Genomic DNA, 16,372 nt, shown 5'->3' on the forward strand with positions numbered 1-16,372 from the left:
AATGGGAGAAAAACACAGAAAAAAGTTAAGGGACAATAGCTAGTCGTCACTGTGGTTAAATTTAACAAGCCTAAATGACAAAAAGATGAATCGAACCAATCAATAGGTAATTTATTACATAGACGCCTTAGCCTCTAAATATGCTTTGAGTGCATCCCCAGGGATAGAACTATCCGTCGCCACTGCAAATGCAGCCCATATGGCCCCCTCAGCCATAGCATCTGTAATCGATTGGCCCGAACACAAACTGTGGATTAATCCTGCAGCATAGGCATCTCCTGCACCAGTTGTATCAACCACTTTTGCAAGTACAGCCGGGACATGCTGCACCCGATCCTTGGTATAAACATCAGCGCCATTGATACCATCGGTCACAACAAAATAACGCAATGAGTCACCGCCAATACTCACGCCATACTCCCAAGATGCGGTATCACAACGCCCCTGCATATCACTCACCGATGCTAATAAAACATGGCAGGGTCTAGGTCTATCGTCCTTGGCTAACTGGGCCACAACGAGGCAATGCTCTAACGCTGTCTTTGCCCAACTGACGGTGCCCTCGGCCGAGGTATTAAAATACAACGCATCCCACTGATGCCACTTAGGCGGAACAGACAGTTCAAAAATCGGCCTTTGTGGACGAATAATAGTCCGTTCACCATCGGGAGTCATGACTAGGAGCATTTCACAGGTATTTCCAGCCCTTCGTTGCACTAAGCGGCAATCGAGCCCCTGAGTGCTCGCTTCAGCAATGGCCCAATCTCCCATCTCATCACGACCGACTTGACTTACCAGCGCTACTCTATGCCCTGCCCATACAAGTCCGAGTCCAGTATTAGCGCCACCACCGCCAAGCCTTTGCCCACCATCTTGATAATGGAAACGGCCTCCGGTTTTTAGTGGTTTATCCAGCAGTAAAATTCGGTCACAGTTGAGATTCGCGACCAGTAAAATATTCGCCATTACAGGGCTCCATAGGACGATAAAGTAAAGCGGCTAAATAGGAAACTCAAAGTGTTCCCAATCTAGATCAAAACTCCGATAGGTACAATTCAATCCGTCACAGTGAGACCTTACTACGGCGACAAGTCCACAGCAAAAAACCTATTATCCGTGTAAGCCTTTGACTCCAATCCATTTAAGATAACTCATATCAAAACCATAGCGAAATTAAGTAAAATGCAATAACAAATTGTTTTAAAAGAATAAATATCAATCACCAAGATAGCTGTATCTGTGCCACCACGTCGACATAAAGAACCATTACTCACATTTATTTCGAACAGGTTAAAATACGTACTCATAAATAAAAATATGAGCAGGATCAATACAATACTAATGGAAATATTGAATAACGAAGAAAATAGGGAAGAACAACTGCGGCGTTATCGACTCTGTCTAAAAGAATTTAGTGAGTTGGATTATCACGATGCCTACATAGATCAAATAAAACAGGATTATCAATTGCTTAAATTTTTAATCAAGGAGCAGCCAGTCATAACACAAGAACCAACTGCCCCTTGAAATACTTACCTAAATTAATCGACAGATGTTAGCGGCGATAACGAAGCAAATTTAACCTCTAATTGCCAATCAGGAATCACCATCTCCGAAGGCTGCCAGCTATCATCGACCCACTCATAGATTAAGCCTGGATCTTCCTCTGCATTGACTAACAAACGGCGACCATCTTTCAATACAAGCGTGTAATCAAGACCCTGAGCATCAACACTCTCTATATCCCCCAAGACAGCGTGATAAATGCTCGAAATGGCTCCAGTCGCTTTCACGGCATCGATATTTTCTGCCCCACTGTAAAATCTTAATGCCCCATTGGTAGTGGGTTTATGAAATATAAACTCTTCAGTAACGCCCACAACGATCGACGGATCAAGTTCATACCAAGCGGGTATCCATAATGCGTTAATTGTCATCCCGTTATATCCTGCATAATAATTTTACGGACGGGTTCATTCTGCCTTAACCTCGACAGAGAAAATACAGCTATGGGATAAAATAATTTTTATCCCACCCAGATGGATTTACACCTAGAGCACAGTCAAAGTGATCCTAAATTTTGTACTGGCGTATATAGCCAAACTATCTACAACTGCAGAATTTAACAAAAGTGTTGATATTGCTTTGGTATAGTTGAGTCATTGCCGAGCTTGCATTGCAGGCCAATAAATATGGAGTTGCTTACCCTATGGATAAGCCTAAAACGCAAAACCCTCAAACACTTAAGCTCACGGGTGACAACGAGCTGCAAAAACGCCAAGAGCTTAAGCAATACTTGAACCAAACATGGGCATTGTATGAGTCTCTATTTGAGCTTATTCAACAGGATAATGCCTACTACTTGAAAGCCGAACCACTGCGCCATCCACTCATCTTTTACTTTGGTCACACTGCCACTTTCTACATCAATAAACTCAAACTCGGCAAATATCTCGATAAGCGTATTAACGACCATTTTGAATCTATGTTCGCCATTGGTGTCGATGAAATGTCTTGGGATGATCTCAATGACACCCATTACCAATGGCCAAGTGTGTCCGAGGTTCGCCAATATCGCCAACTGGTTAACACTGTCGTTAATCAGTTTATCGACACTATGCCACTCTCTCTACCGATCACCCAAACGTGCCCAGCTTGGGTCATTCTTATGGGGATAGAGCATGAGCGTATTCATTTAGAAACCTCATCGGTCATTATTCGCCAACTCCCCCTAGAGGAAGTTGCATCGATGCCACTCTGGCCCGAGTGTCAGGACACAGGAACGGCACAATGCAACCAGTTAATCGCCGTCGCAGGTAAAAAAGTCACCCTAGGCAAAAAAGAGCAAGACCAAACCTATGGTTGGGATAATGAATACGGCAATAAAACCTTCAAGGTTGCCGATTTTAAGGCCTCAAAGTTTCTAGTCTCGAATCAAGAATATCTTGCCTTCGTTGAAGCGGGTGGATATCAAACACCCAATTATTGGAATGAAGAAGGTCAGGCTTGGCTCGGCTATACGCAGGCAAACATGCCGCGATTTTGGCGATTACGTGAAGGTAAATGGTGGCAGCGTAATTTAGCCTCAGAAATCCCCCTTCCATTAAACTGGCCAGTGGAAGTCAATCAACTCGAAGCCAAAGCCTTTTGTAACTGGAAATCCCAGCAAAACCATAGCAACATTCGCCTATTAACCGAAGCCGAATGGTATATTCTTCGGGAAAACATTCCTACCGATGCACCCGAATGGAGCGAGGTGCCAGCCAATATTGCTTTGGCTTATTACGCTTCTTCTTGCCCCGTTAATCGCTTCGAACATAATGGCTTTTTCGATATTATCGGTAATGTTTGGCAATGGACAGAAACTGCAATCGATGGTTTTAACGGCTTTGCCGTGCATCCACTATACGATGACTTTTCCACTCCGACATTCGATGGCAAGCATAATCTCATCAAGGGTGGCTCGTGGATTTCTACTGGTAATGAGGCCATCGCCTCATCACGCTATGCATTTCGTCGACATTTTTATCAACATGCGGGATTCCGCTATGTTGAATCCTTACAAAATCCAGCCCTAATGACAGAGGTTAATGTGTACGAAACCGATGAACTGATTTCCCAATACCTTGAGTTTCACTATGGTGCCGAATATTTTGGTGTAGCTAATTTCTGTGTTAATGGCGTACAGCAAGCTCTAGCTGAAATTCAACTCACGCATACAGCAAAAGCCTTAGATATTGGTTGCTCCGTTGGCCGTGCCAGCTTTGAACTGGCAAAAGTGTTTGAGCATGTCGATGGCATCGATTTCTCGGCGCGTTTTATTCAACAGGCCTATGCGTTGACCGAACAAGGCGAAAAGCGCTACACCATCCGCACAGAGGGAGACTTACTGGAGTTTAAGAGTGCTAGCCTAGCTCGTCTAGGTTATAGCGAAGAGGCTAAAAAAGTCAGCTTTATGCAAGGCGACGCCTGTAATTTAAAACCTATCTACACAGGTTACGATTTGGTTTACGCCTCGAATCTTATCGATAGATTAAATGACCCTAAGCACTTTTTACTCAGTATTGGTCAGCGGATTAATCAAGGTGGATACCTTGTTATTGCCTCACCGTATACCTGGCTTGAGGATTACACACCAAAGGATAAATGGCTGGGAGGGATCAAAATGAAGGGCGAAAACTTCACCACCTTGGATGGCTTGACCGAAACCTTAATCGGCCAATTTGAGCTAGTTGCAGTCAAAGAGATCCCTTTTGTGATCCGTGAAACTAAACGTAAATTCCAACATTCGATTTCGGAAATGACCATTTGGCGTAAGCGTTAATCCCCGTTAAATAGATGAACAAAGCATCCATAAAAAACGCGCCCCGCCAGAAACCCACTTCTGGCGGCTATACCATCTGCCCCGCTACGAAGTAAACATACAAATAATGTATGGAAATTTATTAACTATGCATATAAATTCATCTTCAACCCATTTACAGAGGATCTATGATGAGTTTAATCGAGCAAGTGTCAGTATCTAAAAAAGCCAATATCTACTTTGATGGTAAGGTTGCTAGTCGAAGTGTATTTTTTGCCGATGGCAGTAAGCAAACCTTAGGTGTTGTATTACCTGGAGAATATGAGTTTTCAACTTCTCAAGGTGAAATAATGGAAGTCACCAGCGGCCGTTTTGAAGTATTACTACCAGAAAGCTCGGTATGGCAGGAGTTTAGTGAAGGTACTCAATTTGAACTCGCCGCGAATGTCAGCTTTAAAATCCGCAACACAGCTATCGCAGAGTATTGTTGCAGCTACCTCTAACGATAAAATTTGATTAAGTGATAGTGCAATAAGCGCTTAAATTTCAATCGATAATAGAATGCTCACAGTGAAATTTCATCTCAACACTGTGGGTATTTTGCCCCGCCGAACTATTTATCCATCAGAGTGTTTTATCCATCTGACTTTTATCAATCGGGCTGCTGTATGGAGCAGACTGCTAATCTCACGATTTAAAACCCATAAATCGAGTGCTTCAAAATCGCCGATAAAAACATCACTAGACGACCGGTCTAATTTAACCTATGATCTGTACCATGAAAACAGAAACTCAATCCACTCGCCAACATATCCTTGATATCGGTTACACACTGATAGTTAGAAAGGGCTTTTCTAGCGTTGGCTTAGCGCAACTGCTACAAGCAGCACAAGTCCCTAAGGGCTCGTTTTATCACTACTTTAAATCTAAAGAACAATTTGGGGAGGCACTGCTGACAGGTTACTTCGAGCAGTATCAAGCCAAACTCGACGAACTCTTTAGCAATAATCAACTCACAGGTTTTGAGCGCCAAATGCACTACTGGCAGAAATGGTTACATGTGCAAAGCGATACCTGTGTCGATCAAAAATGTCTAGTGGTGAAACTCAGCGCTGAAGTTGCCGATCTATCCGAAGCTATGCGCCTTGTTCTATTAAAAGGCTCCACCAGTATCATAGATAGACTCACGGACGGTATCAGAAGTGGGATTCTTGATGGATCAATTCGCGAACAAGATCCGCAAACAACGGCTGAGATGCTTTACCACATGTGGTTAGGCGCAAGCTTGATGAATAAATTAGGTCACAGCACTTGCGCACTCGAACGCGCACTGGCAACGACCGAGTCCACCCTCAAATCCGCACAGAAGTTTTGAGTATCTCCCTAACAATAGCAATTAAATCCTAGGGATATTGCATTGGTTGGTGAGCAAGGGGTTGTGCTTTGTTTTTTATTTTACGTCTCAAATATAGACGACTGGTCTATTTATAAAGGCCAACATATTCACCTAGTAACAGGATAAATATCACTATGCTCAATTTTAACTATTACAACCCCACCCGCATCCGTTTTGGTAAAGACACTATCGCCGAAATCGACTCATTAGTGCCGAACGATGCCAAAGTAATGATCCTCTTCGGCGGCAGCAGTGCTAGGAAAACAGGCACGTTAGACGAAGTTAAACAATCACTTGGCAATCGTTTCGTCGTAGAGTTCGATGGCATTGAGCCTAACCCAACCTATGAAACCTTAATGAAAGCCGTTGCCCAAGTGCGCGAACAGAATATCGACTTCCTCCTCGCGGTTGGCGGCGGTTCGGTCATCGACGGCACTAAATTTGTTGCCGCTGCAGCGGTGTTCGAAGGTGAACCTTGGGACATTCTCACTAGCTGGGGCGCAAAAGTAACTCAAGCCATGCCTTTTGGCTCAGTGTTAACCTTACCTGCGACCGGTTCCGAGATGAACAATGCCAGCGTAGTGACCCGCAAATCACTGCAAGCCAAGCTGCCATTCCGTAATGATTTGGTTTATCCACAATTCTCAATACTCGATCCAACGAAAACCTTCACTCTGCCAGAACGCCAAGTAGCCAACGGTGTAGTCGATGCTTTTGTGCATATCACAGAGCAATACCTGACTTACCCAGTTAACGCCGCCGTTCAGGACAGATTTGCCGAAGGTCTATTGCAAACCTTGATTGAGCTTGGCCCACAGGTACTGGTTCAACCAGAAGACTACGACATTCGCGCTAACTTAATGTGGGTTGCCACTATGGCACTCAATGGCACGATTGGCGCAGGTGTTCCACATGACTGGGCAACCCATATGATTGGCCATGAACTGACTGCACTTTACGATATCGACCATGCACGTACACTGGCAATCATTCTGCCTGCCCTGCTGCAATGTACAAAAGTGGCCAAACGCGAAAAGTTACTCCAATACGCAGACCGAGTGTGGCATATCAATACAGGTACAGATGACGAACGTATCAATGCTGCCATTGCAAAAACTAAGGCTTTCTTCGAAGCCATGGGCATAGCGACACATTTATCTGCCTATGATCTCGATGCTAGCCACGTAGAAACTGTCGTAAAACAGCTTGAACTGCACGGCATGGTCGCTCTCGGTGAGCACGGCAATATTGACCCAGCCATGAGTCGTGATATTTTGACCTTAGCCCTATAACGTCAAACTGTATCCTGATTGTGTATACCCAAACAACCTGAAGATGCAGGATTCAGGTAGCTTGGGTATAAACCCAAAGCTCACACATATTGATGTGAGCAACTTAGGTAAAGGTATGAAAATGAATATATTAATGGTACTCACGTCACATGATAAACTCGGCGATACAGGCTTAAAAACCGGCTTTTGGCTCGAAGAATTCGCCTCACCTTTTTATACTTTTAAAGATAAAGGTTTTCACATTACCTTAGCCTCGCCACTGGGCGGCCAGCCACCGCTCGATCCTAAAAGTGATGAGCCAGACTTTCAGACCGAAGCCACAGCACGCTTCAGTAAAGATCTTGAAGCCCAAGAACAACTTGCCAATACCACTCGCTTAAGTGAAATCAATGCCGCCGATTATGATGCGGTTTTCTATCCGGGCGGCCACGGTCCATTGTGGGATCTTGCCGAAGATAAACATTCTATCGCCTTGATCGAGCATTTTTATCAAGCCAATAAACCCCTAGGGCTCGTATGTCATGCGCCAGCTGCATTGCTGCATCCTAAAGCAAGTGATGGTAAGCCATTGGTCAGCGGCAAGCGCGTTACCGGTTTCAGCAACTCTGAAGAAGAAGCCGTGCAACTCACTGATGTAGTGCCATTTTTGGTTGAAGACATGCTGCAGAAAAATGGTGGCAATTATGTCAAAGGTGATGATTGGACAAGTTTTGTCGTCGCCGATGCACACTTGATCACAGGCCAAAATCCGGGATCATCCGAAGCCGTGGCTGAAGCCATAGTCGCTCAACTCAATGCGAGAGGCTAAGCACCAAATTACGCAACACATCAAATAAAGACAAGCGTGCTAGTGTGCTCACTGCGTTAGCAATAGCTATCGCACCATAATGGTGCGATAGCAAAAAAAAATGCACTCTCAGAGTAGAAAGGGAAAACAATGATCACCTTGCACCATCTCAATAAATCACGCTCTAAACGTATCATCTGGTTGCTAGAGGAACTCGGTCAACCTTATGAAATTAAGAGTTATCAACGTGATAGCCAGACTTTCCTCGCGCCACCGGAACTTAAGCAAATTCATCCGTTAGGCAAATCACCCGTTATCGAAATAGACGGCCAAATGATCGCCGAATCGGGCGCGATCACTGAATATCTGATTGAAAAATATGCGGCAGATACTTTAGCACCAGCAAGAGACAGCGCAGACTATGTCAGCTATCTGCAATGGCTGCACTTTGCCGAAAGCTCGGCCATGCTGCCTTTGTTACTGCGTATGTTCGTGCAAAAAGATGGCTGTAAAACCAATTTCCTTGAAGGTTATGCGGCGACTGAAGTCAGTAAAATTAGCCACTACTTCAATGATATGTTAGCAGGCAAAACCTATCTTGTTGCAGACAAGCTCACAGGTGCGGATATTATGATGTCCTTCGTGGTAGAGCTACTGACTAACAGTGGCGATCTCGTGAAATTTGAACATATTCAACGCTATGCTACTCAATTATCCCAACATAGTGCTTGGAATAAGGCAAACCAAATAGAGCAGAGTCTCGATATTAGCCTATAAAATACCAGTAGAATTCAGGCCTATAAGGGCCTGAATTATCTTTCTACCATCCCCTTTTCGATAATCATCTCAGCCCAAATATTTGTCAGTCCTAGGCAAATTCACCTCACTACTTGGCGAAATAAACACCATGATTTTTGATAAAAAAGGGGCTAATCTTGATTAACTTTATCTGTACGTCACAAGGACTTTAGCATGCGCGCATTCACACTCATCGGCTTATTGCTGCTCAGCATGCAGGCACAGGCCACGATTTATAAATGGGTTGATAAGGATGGTAAAGTCCACTACTCAGATGAGCCCAGAGCCAATGCAGAAGTCGTTGAACTAAATGAAAAAACACTCAACCAAATCGCCTTACCTCCCGTAAAAATAGCATCAGATAATAACAATCAAGTGATTGAAGACATTCAGTATCAAATCAACATCATCTCTCCGGAAGAAGAAGCCACAGTTAGAGATAATAATGGGGATTTTGAAGTGGTTGCGACTGTCAGTCCAGAAATAAAAAGCCAATTCCTAATGCAGTTAAAACTCAATGGCAACGTAGTTGGCCCACCTCAAGTTGGCGGTAGATTTAAATTGACTAACGTTGATAGAGGCGAATATACCCTAGTCGTCGATGCCATGACTCAAAACGGCAAAGTCTTTGCATCAAGCTCACCAAGAAAGATATTTCTTCATCAAGCGGCGATGAGCAAGACCCCAAAGAAACAACCAAAATCCGATTAAAACATATAATAACAATGGATTAGGTTATTCATGGTAAGTTAAACCGTTTGATGAAGTCGAGTTGCAGCTTGCACCAAATCGGTGCATCATGGGGTGCAACCCTATTTTTAGGAACGGTCAATGGATAAAGAGACTCTGCTCAATCATTTAGTTACCGCTGTACTTGTCATAGATAAGGATCTAAAGCCTTGCTATGCGAATGCGGCAGCAGAGCAACTGTTAGGTGTGGGTAGCCATAGGCTCATAGAACAAACCTTGCCTGAACACTATCAAATCCTCGGTGTCGAGGCACAATTGTTAAGTAGCGCCGTAAAAGCTAGCCAAGGATTAACGGTTAATACGGCAACCTTGGTCACTTTAGATGGTCAACATCACACTGTCGACCTCACTCTTGTACCACTCCAAGATGAGGCCGAGTTGAGCCTTCTCGAACTGCGTCAAGTCGATCAACAGAGGCGTATCCACCAGCAACTCAGTCAAGATGCACAGCAACAAGCTGCGCAGTTTCTCGTGCGTAACTTAGCCCATGAAATCAAAAACCCTTTAGGTGGACTCCGTGGTGCTGCACAGTTGTTATCGAGGGAACTTGACGATCCTGCGCAAAAGGAATTTACGACACTTATCATTGAACAAGCGGATCGTCTGCGTAACTTAGTTGACCGTTTACTCGGCCCACAAAGACCAACCCAGCACAGCCTGCACAATATCCATAAAATTGTGCAAAAGGTTTATAAACTGGTCGAAATGGCACTGCCTCCTAATATCCAACTCAAACGGGATTATGATCCATCCATTCCCGATATTGAGATGGATCCAGATCAAATGCAGCAAGCCGTACTGAACCTTTTGCAAAACGCAGTGCAAGCACTTGAGCATACAGGTGGCGAAATTTTGATCCGTACCCGCACCCAGCATCAAGTCACCATTGGTTCGCAGCGCCACAAGTTAGTGCTGACATTGTCAATTATCGATAATGGCCCTGGCATACCACCTGAGCTAATGGATACCCTGTTCTATCCTATGGTGACGAGTCGCGAGCAAGGTTCAGGTTTAGGCCTCTCGATTGCCCATAATATTGCCCGTTTACACTCGGGCAGAATCGATTGCCTCTCCAGCGCAGGGCATACCGAATTTACCATTTCGTTACCGATTTTAAGCGCTAAATAATTTCACAGTACCTACCCATACCGTATGAGGAAGCAAGATGCGAATTAGTGAACAAGTGTGGATCCTCGACGATGATAGCTCGATACGTTGGGTGCTAGAAAAAGCACTTCAAGGAGCCAAACTCAGCACCGCCAGTTTTGCTGCTGCAGAATCCCTGTGGCAAGCCTTAGAAATATCCCAACCTAGCGTAATAGTGTCGGATATCCGTATGCCGGGTACAGATGGGCTCAGCCTACTCGAACGGTTGCAAATCCATTACCCGCATATTCCCGTGATCATTATGACCGCACACTCAGATTTAGACAGTGCAGTCAGTGCCTATCAAGCTGGGGCATTTGAGTATTTACCTAAACCCTTCGACATTGACGAAGCCATTTCCCTCGTCGAACGAGCCCTTACCCATGCCACAGAGCAAAGCCCAGCTCCTGTACAAGAAACACAGGTAAAAACCCCTGAAATCATTGGTGAAGCACCTGCAATGCAAGAAGTGTTTCGCGCTATTGGCAGGTTATCTCGCTCGTCTATCAGTGTGCTGATCAATGGTCAATCGGGTACGGGTAAAGAGTTGGTTGCTGGCGCATTACACAAGCACAGCCCGCGTAAAGATAAGCCGTTTATCGCATTGAATATGGCTGCAATTCCTAAAGATTTAATTGAGTCAGAGCTTTTTGGCCATGAAAAAGGTGCTTTCACTGGCGCCGCCAATGTGCGCCAAGGTCGCTTTGAACAAGCTAACGGTGGCACCCTCTTCTTAGACGAAATCGGTGATATGCCACTAGATGTGCAAACAAGGCTACTGCGAGTACTCGCCGATGGACAATTCTATCGCGTGGGGGGCCATAACGCGGTGCAAGTCGATGTGCGTATCATAGCAGCGACGCACCAGGATCTTGAATTACTAGTACAAAAAGGCGGCTTTAGGGAAGATTTATTTCATAGGCTCAATGTGATCCGCGTACACTTACCGCCACTTTCACAGCGCCGCGAGGATATTCCCCAGCTTGCGACTCATTTTCTCGCATCTGCCGCCAAGGAAATCGGGGTTGAAACCAAGATCCTCACCAAGGAAACTGCCGCTAAACTCTCGCAACTCCCCTGGCCCGGTAACGTACGACAGCTCGAAAATACCTGTCGTTGGTTAACGGTTATGGCTTCAGGGCAGGAAATTTTGCCACAGGATTTACCACCAGAGTTACTTAAGGATCCCGTGAGCATCACCCACGCGACTAAAGTTGGCCAAGACTGGCAATCGGCATTGACCGAATGGATAGATCAAAAACTCTCTGAAGGAAATAACGATCTGTTAACCGAAGTACAACCCGCATTCGAACGCATATTACTCGAAACAGCGCTGCGTCATACCCAAGGTCATAAACAAGAGGCGGCGAAACGTTTAGGCTGGGGGCGAAATACCCTAACGCGTAAATTAAAAGAACTGTCGATGGATTGAACCAACGTGATGGAGTTGCCTTTGGCAACTCCATGCGTCAACCACATTAAGTCAGCACTTGTAGCATAAGTCGCAGCAAATTGATTATGCTCGAATAAATGACACGCACGATACTTCTACGCCTTCGACCTATCAAACATTCTTCAATCACAGTGTTGCCTGTTTCAGCACAACACAAACGCGCACGCCAAAAGAAGGGAAAAGACCAAATATTAAGCCGGTATTGTTTATCTCCATTACTAAGCGCAATACGCCTAGGAAGATAAAAAAGATGCCGCTTATACCATTGTATTGGCTGCATCTTTTTTACCTCTAATTGAGCTTCCTGCGCCTGACAAATAATTGCACTTTCGTCTTGCAGCAACCGCAACTCAAAGCGAGTTGATAATCTGTGGTAACAACAAATAAGCCTAGTACTCTCGTCCAATCGGTGGCTTTGCTTCTCTATCCATAACGCCATATCCCTATACTCCTAAGCGATTCATACCGCGCTATCATCCTTGAATTAGACCATCAAGCGGCTTTTAGCTTACCGGATCTTGGTGAATAATAACTTCTGCGTCCTCAAAGGCGGCTTTAACCCTTATCCCAGTGGAATCGGCAATACCGTGGGCCTCATTTAAACTCAAATTCCCATCAAGCTCTAAATGAAATTGAATAAAAACAGTTTTCCCCGCCTGACGTGTACGCAAATCGTGCAACCCTTGCACCCGTGGATCTTCCACCGCTATTTGAGTGATTTGCTGACGAGTTTCTTCGTCCAACTCCCGATCTAACAGCGCTTGAATTGAACGATAACCTAAGCCAAAAGCTTGGTGACCTATATAAAAGGCAATCAATACTGCAAATAAACCGTCAGCCCACCACCAACCATATTGGGATAAGACTAGCGCTAACAGTACCGCAGCATTGAGGAATAAGTCCGACTTGTAGTGTAATGAATCGGCTTCAACCACAGTACTTTTGGTCGCCGCTAATGCCCGTTTCTGCAATATCACTAAAGCCAATGTCAGTATAATCGCCATCACTGACACTATTACGCCCAGGGTCGCGTGCTCTACTGGAACAGGCGATAATAGCCGTTCTCCACCATAAAAGAGCAGTAAGAAAGCTGAGCCCATAATAAAGGCTGATTGAGCTAATGAGGCTAATGGTTCAGCTTTACCATGACCATATCTGTGGTCGTGATCGGCTGGAACGATTGCATAACGAATAGCAATAAAATTAACAATAGAAGCAAGTGCATCGGCAAAGGAGTCAGTCAAGGATGCCAGCATACTGGCTGAACCTGAATACAACCATGCTACTAGTTTGATAGCAATAAGGGTCAAAGCGGTAGCCACGGAAGCGCGACTAGCCAGTTTGACCCAAAAATCGTATTGGGAAGTTTGAGTCATATAAGGGGTCTATCTCGGGAAGCTATGACTCTATTGTATATCAGCTAAGTCACTTAACCGCGAGGTTCTTTCTCGGCTTGTGCTTCAAATCGTGCTTTAAACTTAGCTTGTTGCTCTGGCGTCAGCAGATTGTAGATTTGGTTCTGAATTTTCATACGCTCAATAGCTTGCGCTTGGCGTTTATCTTGTTGTTCGTTCAGCAGGGCATTAGCTTGAGTTTCATCGAAAGTTGCTGCGGTAATCACAGCCAGCATCTGATTACGATGCGCTAGCAGTTCTTCTTTCGTTGGGAGCTCATCGGAGCGAGAAGCTTTTTGCTCTGCAAAAATTTTTTTAATATCCACCTTTTGGGCATCGGTTAAATCAAGTCCTTCAAACATTTTATGCATACCACCATATTCCATTCGGCCCCCTTTTTTATGAAACTCCCCCCTTGGGTAATCACTGCCTTGGGTTGGTTCTGCACTAACTGTCGTCGCGAATACAACTGAACTCGCTAAAATAGCAAATAAGCCTGCTTTCAAAGGAGATAATGTTTTCATCATGTTAACCTCAATATATAGCTAGATAAGACACAGTGACGACCCTTTTAAAAGCCAAATCACTTTCGACCATCACAGTCTATAGTGCTATACGTAAGTGAGGACGTTGTCTGAGTAAATCACTGTAAAGTTGCGGCAATAACTATACCCAAACAACCTCAAGATGCAGGATTCAGCGGCTGATGTTAACGGAATGGTAATGCACTTTAGGCAAGGCCATTTATTGCTCCTGCATAAATGGCATTCACGCCATCCATGACGATTGCGGTTATTTGTAGACCTAGTGGACTAAGTTAAAGATAACGTATAGCAGATTATCTATTCTTTACTTTGGCTTACATTGCTACACAGCAATTGACATCAAAACGGGTATACTCAGCCAAAGTACAAAATTGCCAGAGATAAAAGCGTACAAAGCCATATCACAGAGATTAAGGAACACTATGAGTCGGATATTATTAATCGATGACGATCACGGTTTATCGGAGTTGCTAGGGCAGTTACTTGAACTAGAAGGGTTTACATTGACTTTGGCCTACGATGGTAAACAGGGTTTAGATCTTGCACTCGCAACGGATTTTGATCTGATTTTACTCGATGTTATGTTGCCTAAATTAAATGGTTTTGAAGTTCTGCGTGCACTGCGCCAACACAAGCAAACCCCCGTATTGATGCTCACTGCTCGCGGCGATGAAATCGATCGCGTCGTTGGTCTGGAAATTGGTGCCGATGACTACCTGCCAAAACCCTTTAATGACAGGGAGTTAATTGCGCGTATTCGGGCCATTATCCGCCGAGCCCATTTAACCGCCCAAGAAATCCATGCAGCCCCAGCACAAGAGTTTGGCGATTTGCGTTTAGACCCATCGCGCCAAGAAGCCTACTGTAACGAACAACTGATTATCCTCACGGGGACAGAATTCACGCTACTGCACACTCTCGCACTGCATGCAGGTGAGTTAATGAATAAGGAAGAATTGAACGAAATCGTGCTTGGCAAAAAACTGATGCCCTTTGATCGCAGTTTAGATATGCACCTTTCGAATTTACGTAAAAAGCTACCCGAACGTAGCGACGGCCGACCTAGGGTAAAAACTATCCGAGGAAAAGGTTATATCTGGCTACCATAAGGGCGGAATATATTGTGCCTAATCGTTTATTTATCAAATTATTACTTGGCTTTTGGCTTTGCAGCTCGCTGATCATTGCTTTGGTCGGCCTATTGCCATTGCTACAACAAAATCACGATAGAGCGCCAATTCCACCCCATCTCGAAAGTGCCTTATCAGCGATTGCGATGCGATTTCAAGAAGATCCCTCCCTGTTTGAGTCTGACTTTTTACGTCGATGGGAAAGACAAAAAAATATGGAAGGAAAACCACTACGTATTTATCTCGCCAATAGTCAAGGGCATGTGATTAACACCCAAAAAATAAGCCGTGGTGTCCGCAGCTTCATGTTGATGACAGATGAAGATAAGCAACCGATTAGCCACCAATTTAAAGACGAACTGGTATTTGGCCCCTACAGCTTCAAAATCAAAGGTGAAACCTACTTGTTATACGGCCGTCTGCCTGGAAACTTTCCACGGCCTTGGTTTTTCTTCTTTGTCGAGAATAAACTTTTAACCTTAAGCCTAGCGATTCTACTCTCAGGATTATTATGTGGATTACTCGCATGGCATTTAGGTAAGGCGTTAAATTCACTTAAAAAAAGTGCTAATGCTCTAGCCGATGGCGATTTAAGTAATCGTGTTGATAAAGCAACCACTAAACGTAACGATGAGATAGGCCAACTAGCAACCGCCTTTAACAGCATGGCCGACTCCATCGAGAATATGGTAAAAAACCAACAGAGACTGATGGGTGATATTTCCCATGAGCTACGTACGCCTCTGACGCGCTTACAATTATCTCTGGCACTTGCCCGCAAAAAAGGCCAACAAACCACAGAAACTGACCGCATAGCCTATGAAGCTGAACACTTAGAAAAACTCATTGCCGAATTAATGGAATTATCACGGGTCAAACTCAGTACCAATGAAACCAAGGTTCGGCTCGGTCTAGCTGAATCCTTAAGCCAAGTGTTAGACGATGCCGAATTTGAAGCCGATCAGCAGGACAAAAAAATCACTATCGATATAGATGAAGACATTGAGTTAGCACACTTTCCAAAATCACTTTCCCGCGCGATAGAAAACTTGCTACGTAACGCGATTCGTTATGCCGAAAACGATATTTATATTCACGCCAGCACAACGGCAGACCAAGTCCATATCACGATTAAAGATGATGGTCCGGGCATCGACCCTGCCGAGCTTGATGCTATTTTTAAACCTTTCTACCGCCCAGATTCTGCAAGACAAAGGGAAAGTGGGGGTTGGGGTTTAGGGCTCGCCATTACCGAAGCCGCCATTACTGCCCATAAAGGAAAAATTAAGGCGAAGAATAGAGTACCGCATGGGCTCGAAGTTAATATTACCCTACCCGTCTAAACCTTAAATCAGCCTGCGTGCCACTAAAGCTTATC

At 44.6% G+C, this 16,372-nt stretch carries 15 protein-coding genes; 11 read left to right on the forward strand and 4 right to left on the reverse strand.

Going from position 1 to position 16,372, the window contains the following annotated elements; all coding sequences use genetic code 11:
• Window positions 1-114 precede the first annotated feature (114 nt).
• The gene (locus L2744_RS09535; protein WP_248991692.1) at window positions 115-966 is read right to left on the reverse strand and encodes a PfkB family carbohydrate kinase; all 852 of its coding nucleotides are present in this window, start codon (window positions 964-966) and stop codon (window positions 115-117) included.
• A gap of 575 nt (window positions 967-1,541) precedes the next feature.
• On the reverse strand, window positions 1,542-1,937 hold the full coding sequence (locus L2744_RS09540; RefSeq protein ID WP_248991693.1) for a hypothetical protein: 396 nt from the start codon (window positions 1,935-1,937) through the stop codon (window positions 1,542-1,544).
• Between the two features lie 272 nt (window positions 1,938-2,209).
• Here L2744_RS09540 and ovoA point away from each other — a divergent pair, with 272 nt between their 5' ends.
• The 9 genes from ovoA (at window position 2,210) to glnG (ending at window position 11,904) form a co-directional block, all read left to right on the forward strand.
• Complete coding sequence (gene ovoA / locus L2744_RS09545) at window positions 2,210-4,324, forward strand: 5-histidylcysteine sulfoxide synthase (protein ID WP_248991694.1); 2,115 nt, start codon at window positions 2,210-2,212, stop codon at window positions 4,322-4,324.
• A gap of 170 nt (window positions 4,325-4,494) precedes the next feature.
• Complete coding sequence (ppnP, locus tag L2744_RS09550; RefSeq protein WP_248991745.1) at window positions 4,495-4,806, forward strand: pyrimidine/purine nucleoside phosphorylase; 312 nt, start codon at window positions 4,495-4,497, stop codon at window positions 4,804-4,806.
• 275 nt (window positions 4,807-5,081) lie between these two features.
• Entirely contained in the window at window positions 5,082-5,678 is a 597-nt protein-coding gene (locus L2744_RS09555; RefSeq protein ID WP_248991695.1) for a TetR/AcrR family transcriptional regulator, read from the forward strand.
• A gap of 155 nt (window positions 5,679-5,833) precedes the next feature.
• Window positions 5,834-6,991 (forward strand): iron-containing alcohol dehydrogenase, encoded by a 1,158-nt coding sequence (locus L2744_RS09560; RefSeq protein ID WP_248991696.1) that lies wholly within the window; start codon window positions 5,834-5,836, stop codon window positions 6,989-6,991.
• Between the two features lie 115 nt (window positions 6,992-7,106).
• Entirely contained in the window at window positions 7,107-7,799 is a 693-nt protein-coding gene (locus L2744_RS09565) for a type 1 glutamine amidotransferase domain-containing protein (RefSeq protein ID WP_248991697.1), read from the forward strand.
• 129 nt (window positions 7,800-7,928) lie between these two features.
• Window positions 7,929-8,555: a glutathione S-transferase family protein gene (locus L2744_RS09570; protein WP_248991698.1), complete on the forward strand. Its 627-nt coding sequence runs from the start codon at window positions 7,929-7,931 to the stop codon at window positions 8,553-8,555.
• A gap of 195 nt (window positions 8,556-8,750) precedes the next feature.
• On the forward strand, window positions 8,751-9,287 hold the full coding sequence (locus L2744_RS09575; protein ID WP_248991699.1) for a DUF4124 domain-containing protein: 537 nt from the start codon (window positions 8,751-8,753) through the stop codon (window positions 9,285-9,287).
• Between the two features lie 120 nt (window positions 9,288-9,407).
• Window positions 9,408-10,454, forward strand: a complete 1,047-nt coding sequence (gene glnL / locus L2744_RS09580; RefSeq protein ID WP_248991700.1) for a nitrogen regulation protein NR(II) — start codon at window positions 9,408-9,410, stop codon at window positions 10,452-10,454.
• Window positions 10,455-10,491: 37 nt separating this feature from the next.
• Entirely contained in the window at window positions 10,492-11,904 is a 1,413-nt protein-coding gene (glnG, locus tag L2744_RS09585) for a nitrogen regulation protein NR(I) (RefSeq protein WP_248991701.1), read from the forward strand.
• A gap of 524 nt (window positions 11,905-12,428) precedes the next feature.
• Here the strand turns inward: glnG and fieF are convergent.
• Both fieF and L2744_RS09595 read right to left on the reverse strand, forming a co-directional pair.
• Window positions 12,429-13,301: a cation efflux pump FieF gene (fieF, locus tag L2744_RS09590; protein ID WP_248991702.1), complete on the reverse strand. Its 873-nt coding sequence runs from the start codon at window positions 13,299-13,301 to the stop codon at window positions 12,429-12,431.
• Window positions 13,302-13,354: 53 nt separating this feature from the next.
• Window positions 13,355-13,846 carry a Spy/CpxP family protein refolding chaperone gene (locus L2744_RS09595; protein ID WP_248991703.1) on the reverse strand — a complete coding sequence of 164 codons (492 nt, stop codon included), beginning with the start codon at window positions 13,844-13,846 and terminating at the stop codon, window positions 13,355-13,357.
• A gap of 440 nt (window positions 13,847-14,286) precedes the next feature.
• Here L2744_RS09595 and L2744_RS09600 point away from each other — a divergent pair, with 440 nt between their 5' ends.
• Together L2744_RS09600 and L2744_RS09605 are read left to right on the forward strand one after the other, a co-directional pair.
• On the forward strand, window positions 14,287-14,973 hold the full coding sequence (locus L2744_RS09600; RefSeq protein WP_248991704.1) for a response regulator: 687 nt from the start codon (window positions 14,287-14,289) through the stop codon (window positions 14,971-14,973).
• A gap of 14 nt (window positions 14,974-14,987) precedes the next feature.
• Window positions 14,988-16,337 carry an ATP-binding protein gene (locus L2744_RS09605; protein WP_248991705.1) on the forward strand — a complete coding sequence of 450 codons (1,350 nt, stop codon included), beginning with the start codon at window positions 14,988-14,990 and terminating at the stop codon, window positions 16,335-16,337.
• The last annotated feature ends 35 nt before the right edge of the window (window positions 16,338-16,372 follow it).

The organism is Shewanella profunda (assembly GCF_023283765.1).
In the GTDB taxonomy this organism is placed as follows: Bacteria; Pseudomonadota; Gammaproteobacteria; order Enterobacterales; family Shewanellaceae; genus Shewanella; species Shewanella profunda.

What these genes read in the sequence shown, in the direction of transcription:
- L2744_RS09535 (WP_248991692.1), bottom strand. Translation starts at nt 966, where the DNA reads ATGGCGAATATTTTACTGGTCGCGAATCTCAACTGTGACCGAATTTTA.
- L2744_RS09540 (WP_248991693.1), bottom strand. Translation starts at nt 1,937, where the DNA reads ATGACAATTAACGCATTATGGATACCCGCTTGGTATGAACTTGATCCG.
- ovoA (WP_248991694.1), top strand. Translation starts at nt 2,210, where the DNA reads ATGGATAAGCCTAAAACGCAAAACCCTCAAACACTTAAGCTCACGGGT.
- ppnP (WP_248991745.1), top strand. Translation starts at nt 4,495, where the DNA reads ATGAGTTTAATCGAGCAAGTGTCAGTATCTAAAAAAGCCAATATCTAC.
- L2744_RS09555 (WP_248991695.1), top strand. Translation starts at nt 5,082, where the DNA reads ATGAAAACAGAAACTCAATCCACTCGCCAACATATCCTTGATATCGGT.
- L2744_RS09560 (WP_248991696.1), top strand. Translation starts at nt 5,834, where the DNA reads ATGCTCAATTTTAACTATTACAACCCCACCCGCATCCGTTTTGGTAAA.
- L2744_RS09565 (WP_248991697.1), top strand. Translation starts at nt 7,107, where the DNA reads ATGAAAATGAATATATTAATGGTACTCACGTCACATGATAAACTCGGC.
- L2744_RS09570 (WP_248991698.1), top strand. Translation starts at nt 7,929, where the DNA reads ATGATCACCTTGCACCATCTCAATAAATCACGCTCTAAACGTATCATC.
- L2744_RS09575 (WP_248991699.1), top strand. Translation starts at nt 8,751, where the DNA reads ATGCGCGCATTCACACTCATCGGCTTATTGCTGCTCAGCATGCAGGCA.
- glnL (WP_248991700.1), top strand. Translation starts at nt 9,408, where the DNA reads ATGGATAAAGAGACTCTGCTCAATCATTTAGTTACCGCTGTACTTGTC.
- glnG (WP_248991701.1), top strand. Translation starts at nt 10,492, where the DNA reads ATGCGAATTAGTGAACAAGTGTGGATCCTCGACGATGATAGCTCGATA.
- fieF (WP_248991702.1), bottom strand. Translation starts at nt 13,301, where the DNA reads ATGACTCAAACTTCCCAATACGATTTTTGGGTCAAACTGGCTAGTCGC.
- L2744_RS09595 (WP_248991703.1), bottom strand. Translation starts at nt 13,846, where the DNA reads ATGATGAAAACATTATCTCCTTTGAAAGCAGGCTTATTTGCTATTTTA.
- L2744_RS09600 (WP_248991704.1), top strand. Translation starts at nt 14,287, where the DNA reads ATGAGTCGGATATTATTAATCGATGACGATCACGGTTTATCGGAGTTG.